Raw genomic sequence first — 20086 nt, forward strand, 5'->3', positions numbered from 1 at the left:
TAATTTTTCTGAATTAAAGGATTTGTTGTTTAAAATCTCTACTTTTTAATTTGTCGTTTCTTTAACTACAATGTAAATTATGTACATTCGTATTACTATTTTTTACACCTCCCAATACACAAAAAAATGAGCATTAAAACTTGGATTATCATTATCATTAACTCCTTACTTTTTGTAGTTGTGATTGCACTTTCCACTTCATTTTACAATCAGTTTGAAAAAACATTAGACGAAAAAATTCTATCACAATTAAGCTCAATCGAACGTTTAAAAAGAGTTCAGATAGAAAAATATTTAGATGCCGAATGGAAACATTTTAAACGAAATGAATCTATAGACAATGGAATTAATTTTGATTTGAATGATTTAGAGAAATTGTCTTATAAAATCAATCAATCTGGAATTTATGACTTTACTCCTATTTCTAAAGATGGAACTCTTTTAATCGGGTTGGTTATTGTTAAAAACAATGTTATTAAAAGCATAAAAACACTCTCTAATAATTTTATACAACAAATATTATTAGAACGTACCGGAATGGGAAAAAGTGGAGAAACCTATTTAGTTGGAAAAGATTATAAATTAAGATCTACTTCTAGATTTTTACCTAACAAACCTCCCTATAGCATACAAGCAAAAACTAAAAGTGTTCAAAATTCTTTTAACAATGTTTTAAAAAATGGAATTTATAAAGACTATAGGGGAATTCCAGTTTATAGTGCTTATCATAACATTACTATTTCTCACATTCATTGGTCTATATTGTCAGAAATGGACGTTGATGAGGTTATGGAGCCTTTACAAAACATGCAAATTAAACTATTAATTATTGCTTGCTCTATTCTTATTATAGCTCTTTTATTAGGAACGTATTTTACCCAGTTTTTATCTAAGCCACTAAAAACAATGGAAAACCAGCTATTAGCCATGACCGATGGAAACTATAATGTGACCATAGAAAACAAAACTCATTTTAAAGAAATTAATGACATTTTAAAAGCGCTAAATTCTTTAAAAGAATCTTTAACCAAAGCCATTCAATTTTCTCATCAAGTTGGAAAAATGGAGTTTGATAACAACTACAAACCACAATCTAAAGCCGATGTTTTAGGAAACTCTTTGGTTAAAATGAAAGAGAAATTAATTGAATATCAGGCAAAAGTTGCTCAAGCAAATACCAATAAAAAAAGAATTTTAATTGAAGGACAAGAAACCGAACGAAAAAGGTTGGCACAAGAACTACACGATGGTATTGGACCTTTGCTAACCAGTCTTCGCTTTTTTGTAGAAAACATGAATATAGATGTTGAGGAAAAAGACAAAATGAAAGGTTTAATAGATCATACTATTGCAGAAATTAGAAGAATGACCTACGCACTAATGCCTCCTTCTTTAATAGATTTTGGTGTGGGCGAAACCTTAAAAACATTTGTTAAATTAATCAAAAACACCACTCAAATAGATATTGATTTTAACAACTCTATAAAAACTAAAAACTCCAAAATAAACACCAACATTGCCATTTCTATATTTAGAATTAGTCAAGAACTAATTAACAATAGCGTAAAGCATGCAAATGCTTCTAAAATTAGAATTTCTATTACCGAATTTGACAACTACGTATCTATTTATTATTTTGACGATGGTATTGGTTATGACACCGAAAAAGTAAATTTAGGATCTGGAATTATCAATATTAAAGAAAGAGTAGAGATTTTAAACGGATTGATCTCTTTTGAAACAGAACCCGAAAACTCTAATGTAGAAATTGAAATCCCTTTAACCCATGAATAAAATAAATCTTATTGTTGCTGATGACCATCAACTATTTAGAGATGGATTGACAGCATTGTTAAACAAACACCCTTTCTTAAATGTTTTGGCCACAGTAGAAGATGGTTTAGAGTTAATGAATACACTTAAAAAAGGTATTTTACCCGATATTATTTTACTAGATCTTTCTATGCCGAACATGAATGGTTTGGAAGTTTTAAAAACCATTCAAAAAAAATACAAATCCATAAAAGCAATTGCTATTTCTATGCATGACGATGGAAATTATATTGCTAGATGTGCTGAATATGGAGCCTTTGGGTATCTTTTAAAAAACACCGACGAAACCGAGGTTATTGATGCTATTAAACAAGTACACAATGGTACTAAGTATTACAACCAAGAACTATCTAAAAAAATGATAGACAGCATGGCTGAAGTTAAAAGCATTAAAAATTTAACCAAAAAAGAAACAGAAATTTTAGATTTTTTAGCCAAAGGACTTACCACTAAAGAAATTGCATCAAAATTATATGTAAGTACCCGAACAGTAGAAACTCACCGATCTAACATGCTTAAAAAATTAGATGTAAAAAACACCGTTGAGTTGATTAACAAAGCCAGCAACTTAAACCTTATTTAATCAAACATCCGTAAAAACACGTAGTAACAGTTCCGTAATAACACCAAAAAAAAATACCATTTTTCTCATATTTCAAAACCTTTTATTTGGTTGTATTTTTATAACAGTTAATTAAAAAAGGTAAGGTATTATGAAGAATTTAATTTGGTTATTAGCAATTATGATTGGAAGCAGTATGTCTGCTCAAAAGAAAAACGATTTAATGGGGCCAGAAGCCAAAAATTACAAACCTTGGAAAGATAATACAAAAACTACTACAGTAGTTAGCAGCTCTAACAAAAAGAATTTAAAAGGGCCTGCTTATAAAAATTACAAACCTTGGAAAGACAATACAGCTCAGGAAAGTTACGCCATTGTTTCTGACAATAGAAGAAACCAATTGCAAGGTCCTGCTGCTAAAAACTTTAAACCATGGAAAAAGTAATGTAGTTTACCATTACATCTAAAAGTAGATATAGGTAGTTAGTTAAAAAGCTTTCTGATTAAAATCAGAAAGCTTTTTTTTATTTTAAAACAATGCAAAGCTCTATAAATATTGAGCTACATTTTCCCAAGGTCCTCCGTTAATAACATCTACACCATGTTGCTTTAAAAATTCTGTTGCTTGTTGGCTTCTTGCTCCGCTTCTACACACAGCTATTACAGACTTTCCATAATCTTTTACTACGTTTACATTTCCTGGCAATGTTTGTAAAACAATATGCTCAGAACCTGGCACATGCCCTTCTGCAAATTCTTCGTTTGTTCTTACATCAAGCACAACAGCTCCGTTTTTTAAATATTCCTGAATTTTTTCGTTATCAAACTGACTCATGATTCTATATTTATTTTGAAACAAATTTAAGAATTGTTTTTTTAGAAGCACAACATAAGCACCTACAAATAATACTTTAGACCACAGAACTTTATTCTTAATAATGGTTTGCGTAACTTTGCAGTTCAATTAATACCCAATGACACACAAAGCAGGTTTTGTAAATATTATCGGAAATCCCAATGTTGGGAAATCTACTTTAATGAATGCCTTTGTTGGTGAAAAATTATCCATTATCACCTCTAAAGCACAAACAACTAGACATCGTATTTTAGGAATTGTAAACGGAGACGATTACCAAATTATGTTTTCGGACACTCCTGGAATTATTAAGCCTGCCTACGAAATGCAAGCTTCTATGATGGATTTTGTAAAATCTGCCTTTGAAGATGCCGATGTATTAATTTATATGGTTGAAATTGGTGAGAAGGAATTGAAAGACGAAGCTTTTTTTAACAAAATTCAGAGTTCAAAGGTTCCTGTTATGCTGTTAATTAATAAAATAGATACTTCTAATCAAGAAGAGATTGAAGAAAAATTAGCTTACTGGGAAGAAAAGGTTCCTAAAGCAAACGTATATTTAATTTCTGCTTTAGAAAAATTCAACATCCAACCTGTTTTTGATAAAATTAAAGAGCTTTTGCCAGCATCTCCTGCTTTTTACCCTAAAGATCAATTAACAGATAAACCTGAACGTTTTTTTGTAAATGAAGCCATTCGTGAAAAAATACTATTAAACTACAAAAAAGAAATTCCTTATGCTGTAGAAATTGAAACAGAGGAGTTTTTTGAAGAAGACACCATTATTAGAATTCGTTCTATAATTATGGTAGAAAGAGAAACACAAAAAGGAATTATTATTGGACATAAAGGAGCTGCCTTAAAAAAAGTAGGTATGCAAGCTAGAAAAGATTTAGAAATCTTTTTTGATAAAAAAGTTTTTTTAGATCTATATGTTAAAGTAAATAAAAACTGGAGATCTAACGATAGACAGTTAAAACGTTTTGGATATAAAGATTAAAAAAAAGCAACTCTTGAGAGTTGCTTTTTTTTATGCGATAAAGTAATTTTCTTTTAAAAAAGAAACATGATGTTTTATGTGACCTATACAAATAAACCCAAATATTAAAGGTCTTACATGAATTCCACTACATATTCCTGGTTTTAAAAACATGTCTTCTGTAAAGTTTTGAAACATTACTATTGTTGCTTTTCTAACCGCTTTAAATTCCGCCAATAAATCTTTTACAGTTCTATTGTTTGCATTGGTATTTTTAGCGTATTTATCTTCCTCAAAGCCTAACAATTCTTGCTGTTCTCCTCTAGCTAACACCAAAGCTCTGTAAGACATAATTCTTTCTGTATCTATAATATGTTGTAATATATCTTTTGGAGTCCACTTTCCTTTTTGGTACTGATAATCTTGATTTTTAATTAAATCTTCCTCTACCAACTCTAATATGTTTTCGGTAGCTTGTAGTTCTTCTACAACATCAACATTATTTTCTGTTAAATTGATGTACCTATCGTAAAAAAAGGCATTTCTTTAATTTGACTCTTATTCATATGTTTAAAAATCTCTATAATTATTAAATAAATCTGCTTTTACTCCAACGGTAAACCATTGTGTGTTTTCTGTATTAAAAGTAAAACCTGTAGATTCAGGAACTATTCCAACTCTTGTGATAGCACTATCTGAACTAAAGTTTCTTAACAAAACTGCTGAGTATACTTTTAAATTGTTTGATGGATTTACCAAATAACTAACCTCTACATCTACATTTAAAATATCAGCTAAATTTCCTTGCAACGTTTCTTGATCATAATCACTAGCTCTAGTTCCTGTATTCACAAAAATATTTCCTCCGTAAGAAGTAGTATCACCATCAATATCAAATCCTTTTTGACCTAGCACTAATTTGGTATTTACTCCCCATCTATTTTTATTGTAGCGAGCTATAAAAATAGCTTCCCAAAAGTTAGCTCCCCATAAATGCGCTAAAGACTGCCCAAAATGTGCATAATTATGTTGTTCTTCATGAGAATATGTAAAAGGTTTTACTTTGTTGTATTCTGCTTGCAACATTAACCCTTCTACTTTAAATGCATCAAAAAATTTAGCCCCTAGCTGTAACGCATATTTGTTACCCCAATATCCACCAGAGCTAAAAAATTCATCTGCAGAAAATTCATCTAACAAAAACTGAGAGTATACATAATTATTCTTTCCTACTTTTACTTTAGCATCTATTCCCAAAACACCACTACCTGCATCTTCTCCGTTGGCAAACTCTATATTCTTATAAAAAATAATTGGGTTTAAATATTCTGCCTGCATAGAACCTGATGTGCCTGAATTGTCTGAAATAATTCCCTCAAAAAAGCCAAGGTTTAGTTTTGGAGTTACATTCCAGCTTAAATGATGAAATACTCCATATTTTCTTTTGTGTCCTGCATTATTCGTAGGATCTAAGTCTATAGAAAAATTAAAATCTCTTAACCATGTCCAAATATTGGTGTACTGTACTTTACCAACCGTTGTTGTTAATTTTGCATAAGTTCTTGGAGATGCAACATCAGATAATAACATAGAACGGTATCCATCTCCTATAAAATTTTGACCATGACCAAATTGTAGATTAAAAAACTTATTAGGTGTATAGGAAACATACCCCGTAGAAACTCCATAATCAAAACCAGTTTCTCCAAAACCTTTTGCTTTTCCTCTTCCTGGTATAATTCCTGCTCCATCTTCTGGTTGCTGTATTTTTATATACTCGTACATGTACTGAGCAAATTTGGCTTGTGTTTCATAAGCCGTCGCAGAAAAAGATATTTTTTTTCCTAACTGACCTTCTATTTTTAGAATTCTTGTATTCTCTAGAGTTGTTCCTATATTACCATTTTCTCTTCCGACATTAGCATCTAATAAAATATCTAAATTTAACCAGTAATCCTTACCTCTAGCTTCTATTAAGTGTTCATTCCACAACTTTCTACCTCCCCATGTTTTTTTAGACTTTAATAAAGAAGATTTATAAGCATCTAAGCCTGCATCTTTACTAACCACATTGTATACATAGGGTTTTATAGCTGTATGGTTGTTTTCTGCTGCATAAATTCCTTTTTCAAACACACTATAAGTGTTGTGGTTGAACGGAATTCTTAACTGACTGGAATGTTCTGGAAACTCTTTGGTTTCTTGTGCTTGTGCCAACCCAGCACACAATACGATAATTGAGAGTAGTTTTTTCATAAGTTGATTCTTGATACTTTTCCGTTTTCTAATTTATATTCTTGTAATGATTCTGAACAAACAGCAAAGCCATCAGCATCAAAATTTAATCTGTGCCCATATTCACTTACCCAGCCTATTTGTTTTGATGGATTTCCTACCACCAATGCATAAGGTAAAACTTCTTTGGTAACTACTGCTCCTGCACCAATCATAGCATATTCTCCAATAGAATTTCCACAAACAATTGTAGCATTGGCACCAATACTTGCTCCTTTTTTAACCAAGGTTTCTTTATATTCATTTTTACGAACAACAGCACTGCGTGGGTTAATTACATTGGTAAACACCATAGAAGGTCCCAAAAAAACATCATCTTCACAAATTACACCTGTATAAATAGATACGTTGTTTTGTACTTTAACATTGGTTCCTAGTTTTACGTAGGGAGAAACCACAACATTCTGTCCTATGTTACAGTTTTCACCAATATGTGCATGTGGCATGATGTGAGAAAAATGCCATATTTTGGTTTCTTTTCCAATTGTACATCCATCATCTACTACAGATGTTTGGTGTGCAAAATATTCTTTAGTCATTCGTTAGTTTTGGTTTATTTTAAAAATACACAAGAATTTAAAAAGGACAATACATTTTAGAGTAGTTTTTCTTTCCAATTGTTCCATTGATATTTTTTTGCAAAAACATAAAGTAAAATTGGATACAAAATTGCAATTAACACCAATTCCATTATTAAATTTGGTTCTGAAACATCTTTAAAAATGGAATAGGTTTGAAAAGCTGTCCAATCTGTTGTTACCAACAACGCAGTAATTAAATTGTTAGCTGCATGAAAACCTAAAGACAATTCAATCCCCTCATCCATTAATGTAATTATTCCCAACAACAATCCGGTTCCTATATAAAAAACCATAATTCCGTTTCCTAATTTAGTTACTTCAGGATTGGCAATATGCAGCCATCCAAATGCTACAGAAGTAATTAACAAAGGCAACCAATTGGTTTTGCTTAACCATCCTAAACCTTGCATTAAATAACCTCTAAACATATATTCTTCAAAACTTGTTTGTATAGGGATTAAGACTATCGCTACAACTAAAAGAATAAGAAATTTGGGAGCATTAAAATTTAAAACAACCTCATCGGGGCTAAAAAAAGCTCCTAGTAATATAATGATGGTACTTACAGAACCCCATAACAAAAAAGAGAACTGAATTCTTTTTACATCTATTTTAGGTCTACTAGTACTAAACCAAGTCCAATGAAGTTGATGTATTTTAGTTACTACAAAATACAAGGCCAAAAGTCCCCCCACAAAAGGCAACATCATATAAATTAAATTTACATTGCTATCTAACAAGGTCATTAAATAAGTAAAATCTTCTATTTTAGAACCATCTGCTTCTCCTGAACTTACTTTGGCCGCAATGGCCAAATTATAAGGGAGCGTAAACAATCCTACTGCAATTATTACCACTACAATTCCCAACACATACCTCCAAGGTTCGGTTTTTCCTTTACTTGCTTGTTTTATAAATTTATTTTCCATGCTTTGCTAGTATTGTATTGAATGTTTCCTTGAACAACTTCTAGAGGACTCTGAATATTATTGGTATACAAACTTCCGGTTCCTAACCCTTGTGGCAATGTACCCCCCAAAGTATAAGTATACTGACTAATTGCATTTAAACCTATATTACTTTCTAAGGCAGATGTGATCCAATAAGGAATGTTTTGTTTGTTGGCCAATTGAATCCATTCATTACTCCCTTGTATTCCTCCTACCAAACTTGGTTTTAGAATAATATATTGTGGGGCTATTTCTTCTATTATTTGCTGTTTGGCTTCAGCATTAAAAACACCAATCAACTCTTCATCTAAAGCAATAGGAACAGGAGTCTGCTTACACAATTCTTTCATGGCTTTTATTTGTCCTTGCTTTATAGGTTGTTCTATAGAATGGATTTCTAAACTAGCCAAAGCCTTTAACTTGGTTAGGGCATTTTCTGGAGTAAAAGCCCCATTAGCATCAACTCTTAAAGTAATTTCTTTTGATGAGTATTGATTTCTTATCGCTTTTAATAATTTAAGTTCTGTTTCAAAATTAATGGCACCAATTTTCATTTTTATAGTAGTAAATCCTGCTTTTAATTTTGATGCTATTTGTTCTTGCATAAAAGATTCACTTCCCATCCAAACCAAACCATTAATAGGAATACTTGCTTTGCTTTGGGTAAAATCCGATGGAAACAAATCAAACCCCGTAGTACTTTCTAAAGACAAAAAAGCCTGCTCCAATCCAAATTGAATGGATGGAAATTCGGTTAACTCGCTCAATAACTCTTTAAGTCCTAAATGAATATGATTACAAACCCAGGTTATTTTTTTTTCATAATCGGGTCTATCGTCTGCACTTAAGCCTCTAAACAAGCCTGTTTCTCCATAACCTATTTTTCCTTCATTTTCTAAAATGATAAAATAAGTTTCTTTCGTTTTTAATACTCCTCTTGAGGTTTCTGAGGCTTGCTTAAAATTTAAAATGTATTTTTTACAACTTGCTTTCATACACTAAAAAAACCTTTTGACTTTCATCAAAAGGTTTGTATTTTATTGGTTATATTTCTTAATTTTCTAAGTTAGATTTTGCCTTGGTTAAACCTTGACTAAAATCTTTACCCAAAATCTCATCCATATCTACAAACATCATAAAAATGCTTTCTAAAAAGCCAAGATCTCCGTTATATCCCCAAGTAACTTCTGTTCCTTGACCTTGAGATTTAAACTTTAAAAATCCTTGAGAAGTAGATTCAAATGGTTCTTCAAATCTTAATTGAGATATAATTTCTTTATTTTGTTTTATTTCTATAATCTCTTGCTCTCCAACTCCAACTTCTTTGTGATTAGATGTCCATCTATGCACAGACCCCACCGTATTTCCTGCTCCTCTATATTCATGAACAGTTTTAGGATCTTTAGATTGCCATGGCGAATAATGTTCCATATTTTGTAAAGACAAAAAATAATCAAACACAACTTCCACAGGCTTTTCTATAATCATAGAACGTTGTACCGTTACCTTTTTTGGAGCCATAATTCCTGTAATAACAATGGCTATTATAATTAATACAGATCCGTATAAAAAAAACTTTTTCATGATATTCTTCTTTTAATTGTTAATCTAAGATAAAAAAATAATCTCTTTTTCTTTTTTTTAAACCTAGGTTTCCTATTGTACTTTTAATGAGTTATAAAATTCTACAACAAACCTATTCCAAATAAAACAGCAAACAAGAATGTAGACAACGCTACTTTTTTTAATTCTGGATCTAACAATACGGATTCTTTATTGTTATACACAACTTGTACATGTTTTAACAAGAAAACAAAAGCAATGATATATAAAAATCCTTGATAAGAATATGTAGTTAACAACGTGTATGTTACAACAGATAACATTCCTCCAAATACCAAAAAGTAATGATATAATTTTGCGTTTTTTGCACCCAATTTAACCGCCAATGTATTCTTGTTTGCCAAAATATCCGAAGCTCTATCTCTCATATTGTTTAAGTTTAATACTGCTGTACTAAACAAGCCAATACTAATGGCTGGTAAAAAAGAGAGTCCATCTATTTTTTGAATGTACAAAAATTCACAGCCTACAACTCCTAACAGTCCAAAGAACAAGAAAACAAACACATCGCCAAACCCAGAATAACCATATGCTTTTTTTCCCATGGTATATTTAATTGCTGCCGCTATAGATGCTAATCCTAAAACGAAAAATACGACTGAAAGGACAAAGTTTTTACTTCCGAATGAAACATAAATCAACGTAATGGCCATTAATAACGTAATAAAAATGGTAATGTAAATTCCCTTTAACATTTGCTGTGGGCTAATGGCACCACTTTGCAAAGCTCTCTGTGGCCCTACTCTATTTTCGTTATCGGTTCCTTTAACTCCATCACCATAATCATTGGCAAAATTAGAAAGTACCTGAAAACCAACTGTGGTTAACAAAGCCAACACACAAATACTCCAACAAAACATTCCTTTTGATGCTGCTAAAAAACTACCTACAATAATACCTGATAGCGACAAAGGCAAGGTTCTTAATCTTGCTGCTTGTATCCAATGTTTCATATTTTTAAACATAAAAAAAGTGACTATTCCACTTAAACAAGCACTGTATAGTCACTTTTGTATTTTTTGATTTTTTTAATTACAATCCTAAAGCCTCTGCAACCAACTCGGCAACGTCTTTTACTTGAACTTCAGCTTCTTTTTTCTTGTTTTTAATTCCGTCTGTTAACATGGTATTACAAAACGGACATCCTGTAGCAATTACATTAGGATTAGTTTCTAAGGCATCTTGAGTACGTAAATCATTTACATCCATTGTTCCTTTTTCTGGCTCTTTAAACATTTGAGCACCACCTGCACCACAACACAAAGAATCTTTTTTAGACCTTTTCATTTCTACCAAATTGGTTTGTCCTAGTGCTTTTAATAAAAATCTGGGTGCATCGTATTCGTTATTGGCTCTTCCTAAATAACAAGGATCGTGAAATGTAATTGTGGCAGCATCTAATTTGGCATTAGACAAATCTAACTTTCCATTTTCTACCAATTGTTGAATAAATTGAGTGTGATGAAAAACTTCGTAATTCCCTCCTAATTCTGGATACTCATTTTTAATTGTATTAAATGAATGAGGGCAAGCTGTTACAATTTTTTTTACATTATACATATTCATCACCTCTATATTGGTCATGGCTTGCATTTGAAACAAAAATTCGTTTCCGGCTCTTTTAGCAGCATCACCACTAGAACTTTCTTCGGTTCCTAGTACTGCAAAATTCACATTGGCTTTGTTTAAAATTTTTACAAAAGCTCTTGTAATTTTTTTAGCTCTATCATCAAAACTTCCCGCAGAACCTACCCAAAATAAAATATCTGGTTCTTTTCCTTGAGCAAACAAATCTGCAATTACTGGAACTATTAAACTCATCTTTTTTTGTTTGTATTTATTCTTCGTTTACCCAATTCAATCTATCCATTTGACTATATGGCCAAGGAGCTCCGTTGTTTTCTACATTTTGCATCATCGCATTTAGCTCTTGTGGAGCTGCAGATTGTTCCATTACCAAATATTGTCTCATATCCATAATAATAGATAATGGATCAATATTCACCGGACATTCTTCTACACATGCATTGCAACTTGTACAAGCCCATATTTCTTCTTGAGTAATATAATCATCTCCTAACAATTGCTTTCCATCATCTTGAAAAGTTCCCTTGTTAGCCTCTATATTTTTTCCTACTTCTTCTAACCTATCACGAGTTTTCATCATAATGGCTCTAGGTGATAGTTCTTTACCTGTTAAATTAGCTGGACACACAGAGGTACAACGTCCACATTCTGTACAGGTATAAGCGTTCATTAATTGTACCCAGTTTAAATCGGTAACATCACTTGCTCCAAATTTTTCTGGTTCTCCTTCTTCCTCTGCAGGTGCAGCATACGGATCTGCATTGGGATCCATCATTAACTGTACTTCTTTAGTAACATTTTTATTGTTAGAAAACTGACCTTTAGGTTTTAAGTTTGCATAAAATGTATTTGGAAAAGCCAATAAAATATGTAAGTGTTTTGAATAATATAAGTAATTTAAAAACACCAATATTCCTGCAATATGAATCCACCAAGAAGTACGCTCTATAACATGTAATGTTTCTGCTGACATTCCTGAAAACAAGGGTGCTATAAATTGACTAACTACATTGCCTACGTCTGCTGCTTGCAAATGTGCATCTGTTGCGTTCATGACTAAGAACAAAGTCATTAACACCATCTCAAAATAAAGAATAAAGTTTCCATCGTTCTTTGGCCAACCGATCATTTCTTTATTTAAAAAACGTTTGATTTTGATAACGTTTCTTCGAATCCAAAAAACAATAACAGAAATTAATACTAATAGAGCCAATACTTCAAAAGTACCAATTAAAAATCCATAGAATCCGTTACCTAGTATAGGTAAAAACAAACGGTGTGTTCCTAACAATCCGTCTAATATAATTTCTAAAACTTCTACGTTTATAATAATAAACCCTGCGTATACAATAATATGTAACAACCCAGAAACAGGTCTTCTTACCATTTTAGATTGCCCTAAAGCAATACGAATCATATTACTCCATCTTTCAGATTTATGATCTGATCTGTCTATATCTTTTCCTAATTTAATATTGCGAATTACTCGCTTTACATTACCTACAAAAAAATAAACTCCAGCTACTAACAGTAGGGCAAAAATAAGGTTTGGAATATATTGCATAATTCTTATTTATCTGTAGATTCTTTATAAGGCTTTTGTTTTTTACCAAATAAAGAAAAGTGAACAAATCTTTTAGGGTGCTCTTTTACATCTCTTAACAACTCCTCTAGTTCTTTACTAGCAGCTTCTAAATTCTCGTAAAGTTTTTCATCTTTTGTTAACTTTCCTAAGGTTCCGTTACCAGCCTGAATTCCAGCAGTAATACTATCTAAACTAGCAGCCGTATTGTGAATTTTATTGGAAATTGATAAAATTTTAACTTGAGCTAAAGAATCTGAAAACACTTTTAAATTTTGTGTGGTAGCATTCATGCTTTTTAAAGTAGCATCTAAGTTTTTTTCGTTTTTAGAAATTACATTGTCAATAGTTGCAGATGTATTGTTTAATGTGGTTAAAATTTGATTGATGTTTTCTATACTTTGTTGCATGTCAAGAATCATATCATCGCTTAACAACACATTTACATCATGAGCCACAGAATCTATATTGGTAATTGCGTTTTCTATTTTTGCTTGTAAAGGATTCAGTTTGTCTGTTAAAGAAGAAAGCATATCTGACTCTACTTCCCCTTTAATATAATCCCCTGGTTTTGCCAAAGCGCTATTGTCATAAGCAGGTACAATAGCCAATGATTTACCTCCCATTAAACCTGCACTATATATTTTAGCAATACTGTTTTTAGAAAATTTAAAATCTTCCTCTATGGTAAATTCTACCACCAGTTCTCCTTTTTTATCTGGATTTTCACTAAAATAAATATCTATAACGCTTCCTACAGTAAATCCATTAACTGTTACTGCGCTAGATTTTCTTAATCCATTTATATTTTGATAGGTTGTGTAGTAACTATTTAACCCTCCTTTTAACAAATTCCTACCTTTTAAGTAACTAAACCCCCAATAAAAGAGACCTAGTATAACTAAAGTAGCAATTCCAGCTTTAAATTCTTTTGAAATTTTTATCATGGAACGAAAATACAAAATATTTAATTTGTTTGTCTTTTCAACGCTTCTTTTAAAGTGATTCTTTTGTTATTTAGAAAAGCTACAATAAAAGACGAGTTGTATTTTTTATTTTTAGCATTCATTAAATACTTTTTTGCTTTATTATAATTATTTGTTTTGCCTAAATAGTATTTATAGTAAGCCCCCACTTTTACAGCCTCTACTTCTGTTAAACCTTTAAAATTTGACGGTGAAGTGCTTATTTTTTTTGTAGATGATGCTATTTGTACTTTGTAATAAACATCTGAAACCGCTTTTTGTTTTACTGGAGTTGTAACTGTTTTGGTATTTATTGCTGTGGCTAAATTTCCATCATCAGTAAACGGAACAATAAAAGCAGAAGTATATCCTTTGGCTTTAGCATTCGCCAATGCTTGATTTGCTTGGTTTCTAGAAGAATAGTTTCCTAAGTAATATTTGTAAAAGTTTTCTACCTGTACCCTTTCTACATTTTTTAATCCTTTAAAGTTGTAAGAAGACGTACTAATTCTACTTCTACCAGAAGCTATTTGAACTTTATAATAAGCCACATTACTTTCATTATTTACAGAGGTTGTTTCTGTAACCAAGTCGTCTACATCTTTATATGCAACCACATCGGGAGTTGTGTTGTACGTTTTGTCGGCTACATTCATTTGTTGCCTTTTGTAGTAATCTAAAATAGATTTGGCTATAGATTTAGACATTTGTGCTTGCCCTGCTTTAGAATACAAATATTTTCCTTCTATTCTATTGGTTAAAAAACCCGTTTCTATTAACACACTTGGCATATAAGTTTGATACAAAACCACAAAACCAGCTTGTTTTACTCCTCTATTAACTCTTTTTAGTGTTTTTTCAAACTCTTGTTGAATTAAACTAGCCAATAACAAACTCTGGTCTAAATATTCTTCTTGCTCTAAAGACAAACCTATAACAGACGTTGGAGATTTAGGGTCGAATCCTTGATAACGCTCTTGATGATTTTCTTCTTGTAAAATTACTTCGTTTTCTGCTTTGGCAACTCTAAAATTTCTTTCGTTGGCATGCAGTCCCAACACCCAAGTTTCTGCACCAATGGCCTGGCTAGTGTGTGCATTGCAATGTACAGACACAAACAAATCTGCATCTGCATCATTGGCAATATCTCCACGTTTCCACAAATCCACAAAAACATCTGTAGTACGAGTATACATTACTTTAATTCCTGGAATTTTAGACAACTCTTTTCCTGTACTTAAAACAATATTAAGAGCTACATCTTTTTCTTTGGCTCCTTTATATCCTATTTTACCAGGATCTTTACCTCCATGCCCAGCATCTAACACCACTATAAAAGGTTTATTTTGTTGTGCATAAACCCTTGTAAAACCAGGTTTTACAATGAGTAATAACAATACACCTAAAAATAGTGAGGAAAACTTATGATATTTAAATACTCGAATCAATTTCATCTATAAAATTTAATTATTTTTGGGCTTTCAAACTGGCATCTATTTTGTTGCCTGTAATTGACTATACAAAAATAGGACTAAAAGCATTGCAAACAAATAGACTTCAATTTCTTTTCTCAGTTTTATTCATGTGCATCAACAGTTTAACTGCAACTGCTCAAGATATAAAAGACAATGCTAACAATATAACGGTAGCTAACGATTCTATTGTTCAAAACGATAGCATTCCACCTGTTAAAAAACCAAAAGAAGCTATTCAATACATTATAGAACACAGTGCTGAAGATTACATTTTAGAAGATGTGGTTAACAAGAAAGTAAAACTTTATAATGAAGCACATGTAATATACGATGAATATGATATTACTGCAGGACAAATGTTAATTGATTACGAAACCAATACTGTTGAAGCTAGAGGAATTCCTGATGAGGAAGGAGAGTATTCTCAACTTCCTGTTTTTAAAACCAAAGCTAACGAAACCACTCAAGACTCCTTAATTTTTAATTACAAAACCAAAAAAGCCATTATTTATGGTTTAGAAACGGAGCAAGACGGAATTAATACTTTGGGACAAAAAACAAAAAGAGTTAACGATTCTACCATATTTGTGAGAAACATTATTTTCACAACATCAGACCCTAGAAATCCTGATTATTATTTAAAAACCACAAAAGCAAAAGTAGTTCCTGGTAAAAAAATTATTACAGGTCCCACCAATTTGGTCATTGCAGATGTTCCTACTCCTGCTATATTTCCATTTGCTTATTTTCCATTGACTAAAAACAGAACTTCGGGAATTATTTTTCCTACATATGGAGAATCTTTTAGTCAAGGTTTCTTTTTACAAAACGGAGGATATTATTTTGCTGTTAGTGATTATTTTGATTTGAAACTTACAGGGGATATATACTCGAACAGTAGTTGGGGATTTAATGCCACTTCTAATTATAGGGTTAGATATAAATACAGTGGTAGTTTTACATTTAACTACGACAATCTTATTAGTGGTATAGAAGGTTTTTCGAACTATAATGTTCGAAAAAACTTTAATTTAAGATGGTCTCATAGTCAAGATAGTAAAGGGTCTCCAAATAGCAGATTTTCATCTTCTGTGAACATAGGTAGTAGTCAATATTTTAAACAATCTGTTAACGAATCTAACACAGGACAAAGCTTACAAAACACCTTAAGTTCTTCTATTAATTATTACAAAAAATTTGTAGACACTCCTTTTAACATGACTGTGTCTGCCAACCATCAACAAAACACAAATACAGAAATTGTTACAGCAACATTACCATCGTTACGATTGAACATGGATAGATTGTATCCTTTTGCTCCCAAAAACGGAAGTAAAAAGAATGCTTTGCAAAACATAGGATTAACTTACTCTTTTGAAGCTAAAAATCAAGTTGAAACTACAGAAGACAAATTCTTTGCTGGTGAAATTTTTGAAGATGCTAAAAACGGTGCCAAACACAATGTTAGTTTGAGTACCAACATGAAAGTGTTAAAATACTTTTCTCTATCGCCAAGTGCTACTTATAGAGAAGTATGGTATACAGAAAAAGTAAACAAAGACTACAACGCAACCGATGAAGAAATAGTAACAGATACCATATCTGGTTTTACCTCTTTTAGAGATTTTAGCTTGTCTACATCTTTGGGAACTACAATGTACGGAATGTTTAAGTTTAAAGGTAGTAAACTAAAAGCCATAAGACACACCATGAGACCCTCTGTAAGTTATAGTTACAGACCCGATTTTGGTTTTTATTACAAAGATGTACAAAAAGATGCTGAAGGAAACATCACTACCTATTCTCCTTTTGAAACAGGAGTATATGGTAGCCCGTCTAGGGGAGTATCTAACTCTTTAAGTTTTAGTTTGGCCAATACCTTAGAAGGAAAAGTTACGGATAAAGATGATCCTGAGGGAGAAGATAAAAAAATTACCATTTTAAATTCTTTGAACTTAAGTAGTGGATATGATTTTACCAAAGATGAATTTAAACTATCAAACCTTAATCTAACAGCAGGAACCACTTTATTCAAAAAAATGAATGTGAACTTTAGCGCTACTTTTGATCCTTATGCTTTAAAAGATAACGGAACTGGAAAACTAGAGCGAATAAATACTTTAAGCTATTTAGATGGTGGACCTATTGCCAGATTAACAAGCGCGCGTTTTAGTACTGGGTATTCTTTTTCTAGCAAAGATTTTGATAAAAAGAAAAACGGAAACAAAGATTCTAAAGAAGAAGAAGAATTTACGGCATATGATCAAGATATGTTTGGTCAAGGATTGCAAAACACCAATGATTTTCAAAACAAACCAAAAGAGGAAGATCCTAAAAAGAAAAGTAAAGAAGAAAAAAACCTTCCACAATACATTACTACAATGCCTTGGAACCTACGTTTTTCTTATTCCACCAACTACTCTGTAATACAATCTACTGGAAAAGGAAAAATAAGCTCTAATTCTTTAACTTTTTCTGGAGATGTAGAATTGAGCCCTGGTTGGAAAATTGGAGCTTCTTCTGGATATGATTTTGTAAACAACGGATTTACTTATACCAACCTTCGTTTTACTAGAGATTTAAGTAGCTGGAGCATGAACTTTAACTGGGTTCCATTAGGAACTAACAGTTCTTATTACTTTTTTATTGGAGTTAAATCATCTGTGTTAAGTGATTTAAAATGGGACAAAACAGCAACCAATAGGGACTTTTAATTAAGACAAATACATTCTTATTTTTTCTTGCAATTCATTATAAGAATTGTACAGTTCAAACTCACCATCTATAATAAAGGAAACTTCTCCTGTTTCTTCAGACACCACCAAACACATAGCATCTGTTTTTTCGGTTATACCAATAGCTGCTCTGTGTCTTAAACCAAACCTACTTGGTAATTTACTATCAGACAAAGGCAATACTACCCTAGTTGCTATAATATAATTTTCTTTTACAACTACAGCTCCATCGTGCAACGGACTATTTTTATAAAAAATGCTTTCTAAAATAGGACCATTTATCTGAATATTCATGGCATCTCCTCTTTCTGTTAAAAACTCTAAGTTGCTATTTCTTTCAATCACAATAAGTGCTCCTGTTCTAGAAACCTCAAACTTTTCACATGTTTTTACCAATGTTTCTACATCTAAATCTATTGCTATTTCTGCTTTTAAAAACTTTAGTTGTTTTATAAAATTTCTTTTAGATTTTAAGTTGGTAGACCCTAGCATTAATAAAAACTTTCTCATTTCTGGATGAAAAATAATAATCAACGCAATAGCTCCTCCACTTATTAAATTCCCTAATAAAGAGCTAAACATTTCCATGTGTAAAGCCGCTGTAACCTTATATATTAAAAAAACAATGGCAATTCCTATAAATATATTTATAGCTACTGTTCCTTTTAACAACTTATATACGTTAAACAGTAAAAAAGCGACTAAAAGAATATCTAAAACATCAATAAAACTAAACTCTAAAAATTGGAACACAGATTGGTATTTATGTATAGTAGCCTAAAAGTAATCATTTTTACAGAAACACATATTTTGACAGCAAAAAACTAAAATATATATTCGCAAAAACCTTTAAAACATGAATGAATTTATTGAACTTTTAAAATACACCATTCCCTCTATTGTTACCGGAGGTGTGGCAGCATATTTTTTTAAACAAATATTAGCAAACAAAATCAGCAAAAGAAAAATTGATGTTTTTAAAGAAAAGAAAAAACAAAGTTTGCCTATTAGACTACAAGCTTATGAAAGAATGATTTTGTTTTTAGAAAGAATTCACTTATCCAATATAACAGAGCGTATAGATCCTCTTGATACCAACAAAATTGAATATGCTAAACTATTAATTACACAAATAAACGCTGAGTTTGAACATAATTTGGTACAACAAATTTATATTAGTGAAGATAGTTGGAAGTTAATTAAAAGCACCAAACAAACTATTCTAAATACAATTACTACCTATAGTATGAAAGATGATATTATATTGGGTAAAGAATTAAAAAAAGAATTGCTAAACCTTAAAAGTGAATCTCCTACAACCATTGCACAACAATTTTTACAAAAAGAAGTACAGCAACTATTCTAAAAATTGATAGTTTTTATCAAAGATGTTTTTTATTTTAAGGGTATGATTAAATATTCATTCCTTTTTGTATTTGCTTTACTATTTACAAGTTGTAGTTCTTCTCTACAATCTGTAAAATCTCCCTCGTTGTCTGCACACAAATACAAAAAACCTTTAATTGTAACTAACAGCTATTACAGTAACAAATCTGAATTGGCAAAAGCATTCAATCGAAAATTAAAAAACTACGAACAAGTTTCCGAAATTAATGCAAGCTTGGCAGGGCACTTACAACGTTTTTTACTTTTAAATAACACCCCTACATTAACACATTTTGTAAACGTTAAAATAGGTGAAAACTTAGTTTTAAACGCTAACGAAAGTAAAGAAGTAACTACAATTAGAAACGTAGCTTATACCAATAGTATTGATCTAATCATCAAAATTATACCTGTAGGAATCCACACAAAAATTGATGGAATTTCTTCCGGTATTGCAGAAGATCAATTTAGCGGTCCTAGCAAGTTTTCTTATGCCAATGCTCATAATTTTGATTATTTAATTATTGCAGAAGATGCTTATACCCATAGAGAAGTTTGGAAAGCCAAATATGATGTAAATGGAATAAACTCTATGTTTGGTAAAATGGCTAAAAAAATTGCCAAAAAAGTACACCAACAATTACTAAAAGATCGGGTATTTTAGCTCGCTTTTGTAT

At 31.4% G+C, this 20086-nt stretch carries 20 protein-coding genes; 7 read left to right on the top strand and 13 right to left on the bottom strand.

Annotated elements, in window-relative coordinates:
• Window positions 1-126 precede the first annotated feature (126 nt).
• The 3 genes from ACY2IJ_RS06480 (at window position 127) to ACY2IJ_RS06490 (ending at window position 2840) form a co-directional block, all read left to right on the top strand.
• Window positions 127-1794: a sensor histidine kinase gene (locus ACY2IJ_RS06480; RefSeq protein ID WP_476726336.1), complete on the top strand. Its 1668-nt coding sequence runs from the start codon at window positions 127-129 to the stop codon at window positions 1792-1794.
• Complete coding sequence (locus ACY2IJ_RS06485) at window positions 1787-2416, top strand: response regulator (protein ID WP_476726337.1); 630 nt, start codon at window positions 1787-1789, stop codon at window positions 2414-2416. Before ACY2IJ_RS06480 ends, ACY2IJ_RS06485 begins: the two co-directional genes overlap by 8 nt.
• Before the next feature lie 130 nt (window positions 2417-2546).
• Window positions 2547-2840, top strand: a complete 294-nt coding sequence (locus tag ACY2IJ_RS06490) for a hypothetical protein (RefSeq protein WP_476726338.1) — start codon at window positions 2547-2549, stop codon at window positions 2838-2840.
• Window positions 2841-2942: 102 nt separating this feature from the next.
• On the opposite strand, the gene ACY2IJ_RS06495 is transcribed toward ACY2IJ_RS06490, so the two are convergent.
• On the bottom strand, window positions 2943-3230 hold the full coding sequence (locus ACY2IJ_RS06495) for a rhodanese-like domain-containing protein (RefSeq protein ID WP_476726339.1): 288 nt from the start codon (window positions 3228-3230) through the stop codon (window positions 2943-2945).
• A gap of 139 nt (window positions 3231-3369) precedes the next feature.
• Between ACY2IJ_RS06495 and era the strand changes: the two genes are divergently transcribed.
• Window positions 3370-4251 (top strand): GTPase Era, encoded by an 882-nt coding sequence (gene era / locus ACY2IJ_RS06500; RefSeq protein WP_476726340.1) that lies wholly within the window; start codon window positions 3370-3372, stop codon window positions 4249-4251.
• A gap of 30 nt (window positions 4252-4281) precedes the next feature.
• Here era and ACY2IJ_RS06505 read toward each other — a convergent pair whose 3' ends face one another.
• The 11 genes from ACY2IJ_RS06505 to ACY2IJ_RS06555 all read right to left on the bottom strand — a co-directional run bounded on the left by ACY2IJ_RS06505 (window position 4282) and on the right by ACY2IJ_RS06555 (window position 15267).
• Entirely contained in the window at window positions 4282-4683 is a 402-nt protein-coding gene (locus ACY2IJ_RS06505; RefSeq protein ID WP_476726341.1) for a DinB family protein, read from the bottom strand.
• 117 nt (window positions 4684-4800) lie between these two features.
• A complete protein-coding gene (locus ACY2IJ_RS06510) occupies window positions 4801-6486 on the bottom strand; it encodes a gliding motility protein RemB (RefSeq protein WP_476726342.1) in 1686 nt (561 codons plus the stop codon).
• The gene (locus tag ACY2IJ_RS06515; protein ID WP_476726343.1) at window positions 6483-7064 is read right to left on the bottom strand and encodes an acyltransferase; all 582 of its coding nucleotides are present in this window, start codon (window positions 7062-7064) and stop codon (window positions 6483-6485) included. The genes ACY2IJ_RS06510 and ACY2IJ_RS06515 overlap by 4 nt, the downstream gene beginning before the upstream one ends.
• Before the next feature lie 56 nt (window positions 7065-7120).
• Window positions 7121-8035, bottom strand: a complete 915-nt coding sequence (locus tag ACY2IJ_RS06520) for a lysostaphin resistance A-like protein (RefSeq protein ID WP_476726344.1) — start codon at window positions 8033-8035, stop codon at window positions 7121-7123.
• Window positions 8017-9051, bottom strand: coding sequence for an o-succinylbenzoate synthase (locus ACY2IJ_RS06525; RefSeq protein WP_476726345.1), 1035 nt, complete (start codon window positions 9049-9051; stop codon window positions 8017-8019). The genes ACY2IJ_RS06520 and ACY2IJ_RS06525 overlap by 19 nt, the downstream gene beginning before the upstream one ends.
• A 58-nt stretch (window positions 9052-9109) precedes the next feature.
• Window positions 9110-9640 (bottom strand): SRPBCC family protein, encoded by a 531-nt coding sequence (locus tag ACY2IJ_RS06530; protein ID WP_476726346.1) that lies wholly within the window; start codon window positions 9638-9640, stop codon window positions 9110-9112.
• Between the two features lie 101 nt (window positions 9641-9741).
• Window positions 9742-10632 (bottom strand): 1,4-dihydroxy-2-naphthoate octaprenyltransferase, encoded by an 891-nt coding sequence (gene menA / locus ACY2IJ_RS06535; RefSeq protein WP_476726347.1) that lies wholly within the window; start codon window positions 10630-10632, stop codon window positions 9742-9744.
• 79 nt (window positions 10633-10711) lie between these two features.
• Window positions 10712-11500 carry a (Fe-S)-binding protein gene (locus tag ACY2IJ_RS06540; RefSeq protein WP_476726348.1) on the bottom strand — a complete coding sequence of 263 codons (789 nt, stop codon included), beginning with the start codon at window positions 11498-11500 and terminating at the stop codon, window positions 10712-10714.
• A 16-nt stretch (window positions 11501-11516) separates the two neighbouring features.
• A complete protein-coding gene (locus ACY2IJ_RS06545; protein ID WP_476726349.1) occupies window positions 11517-12830 on the bottom strand; it encodes a 4Fe-4S dicluster domain-containing protein in 1314 nt (437 codons plus the stop codon).
• A 5-nt stretch (window positions 12831-12835) separates the two neighbouring features.
• On the bottom strand, window positions 12836-13795 hold the full coding sequence (locus ACY2IJ_RS06550) for an MlaD family protein (RefSeq protein WP_476726350.1): 960 nt from the start codon (window positions 13793-13795) through the stop codon (window positions 12836-12838).
• A 20-nt stretch (window positions 13796-13815) separates the two neighbouring features.
• Entirely contained in the window at window positions 13816-15267 is a 1452-nt protein-coding gene (locus tag ACY2IJ_RS06555) for an N-acetylmuramoyl-L-alanine amidase (RefSeq protein ID WP_476726351.1), read from the bottom strand.
• 128 nt (window positions 15268-15395) lie between these two features.
• On the opposite strand from ACY2IJ_RS06555, the gene ACY2IJ_RS06560 reads away from it, so the two are divergent.
• Window positions 15396-18002 carry a putative LPS assembly protein LptD gene (locus ACY2IJ_RS06560; RefSeq protein WP_476726352.1) on the top strand — a complete coding sequence of 869 codons (2607 nt, stop codon included), beginning with the start codon at window positions 15396-15398 and terminating at the stop codon, window positions 18000-18002.
• Here ACY2IJ_RS06560 and cdaA read toward each other — a convergent pair whose 3' ends face one another.
• Window positions 18003-18776, bottom strand: coding sequence for a diadenylate cyclase CdaA (gene cdaA / locus ACY2IJ_RS06565; protein ID WP_476726353.1), 774 nt, complete (start codon window positions 18774-18776; stop codon window positions 18003-18005).
• Between the two features lie 103 nt (window positions 18777-18879).
• On the opposite strand from cdaA, the gene ACY2IJ_RS06570 reads away from it, so the two are divergent.
• Together ACY2IJ_RS06570 and ACY2IJ_RS06575 are read left to right on the top strand one after the other, a co-directional pair.
• Entirely contained in the window at window positions 18880-19389 is a 510-nt protein-coding gene (locus ACY2IJ_RS06570) for a DUF7935 family protein (protein WP_476726354.1), read from the top strand.
• A 42-nt stretch (window positions 19390-19431) separates the two neighbouring features.
• Window positions 19432-20073, top strand: coding sequence for a hypothetical protein (locus ACY2IJ_RS06575; protein WP_476726355.1), 642 nt, complete (start codon window positions 19432-19434; stop codon window positions 20071-20073).
• The last annotated feature ends 13 nt before the right edge of the window (window positions 20074-20086 follow it).

Source organism: Wenyingzhuangia gracilariae (genome assembly GCF_056387575.1).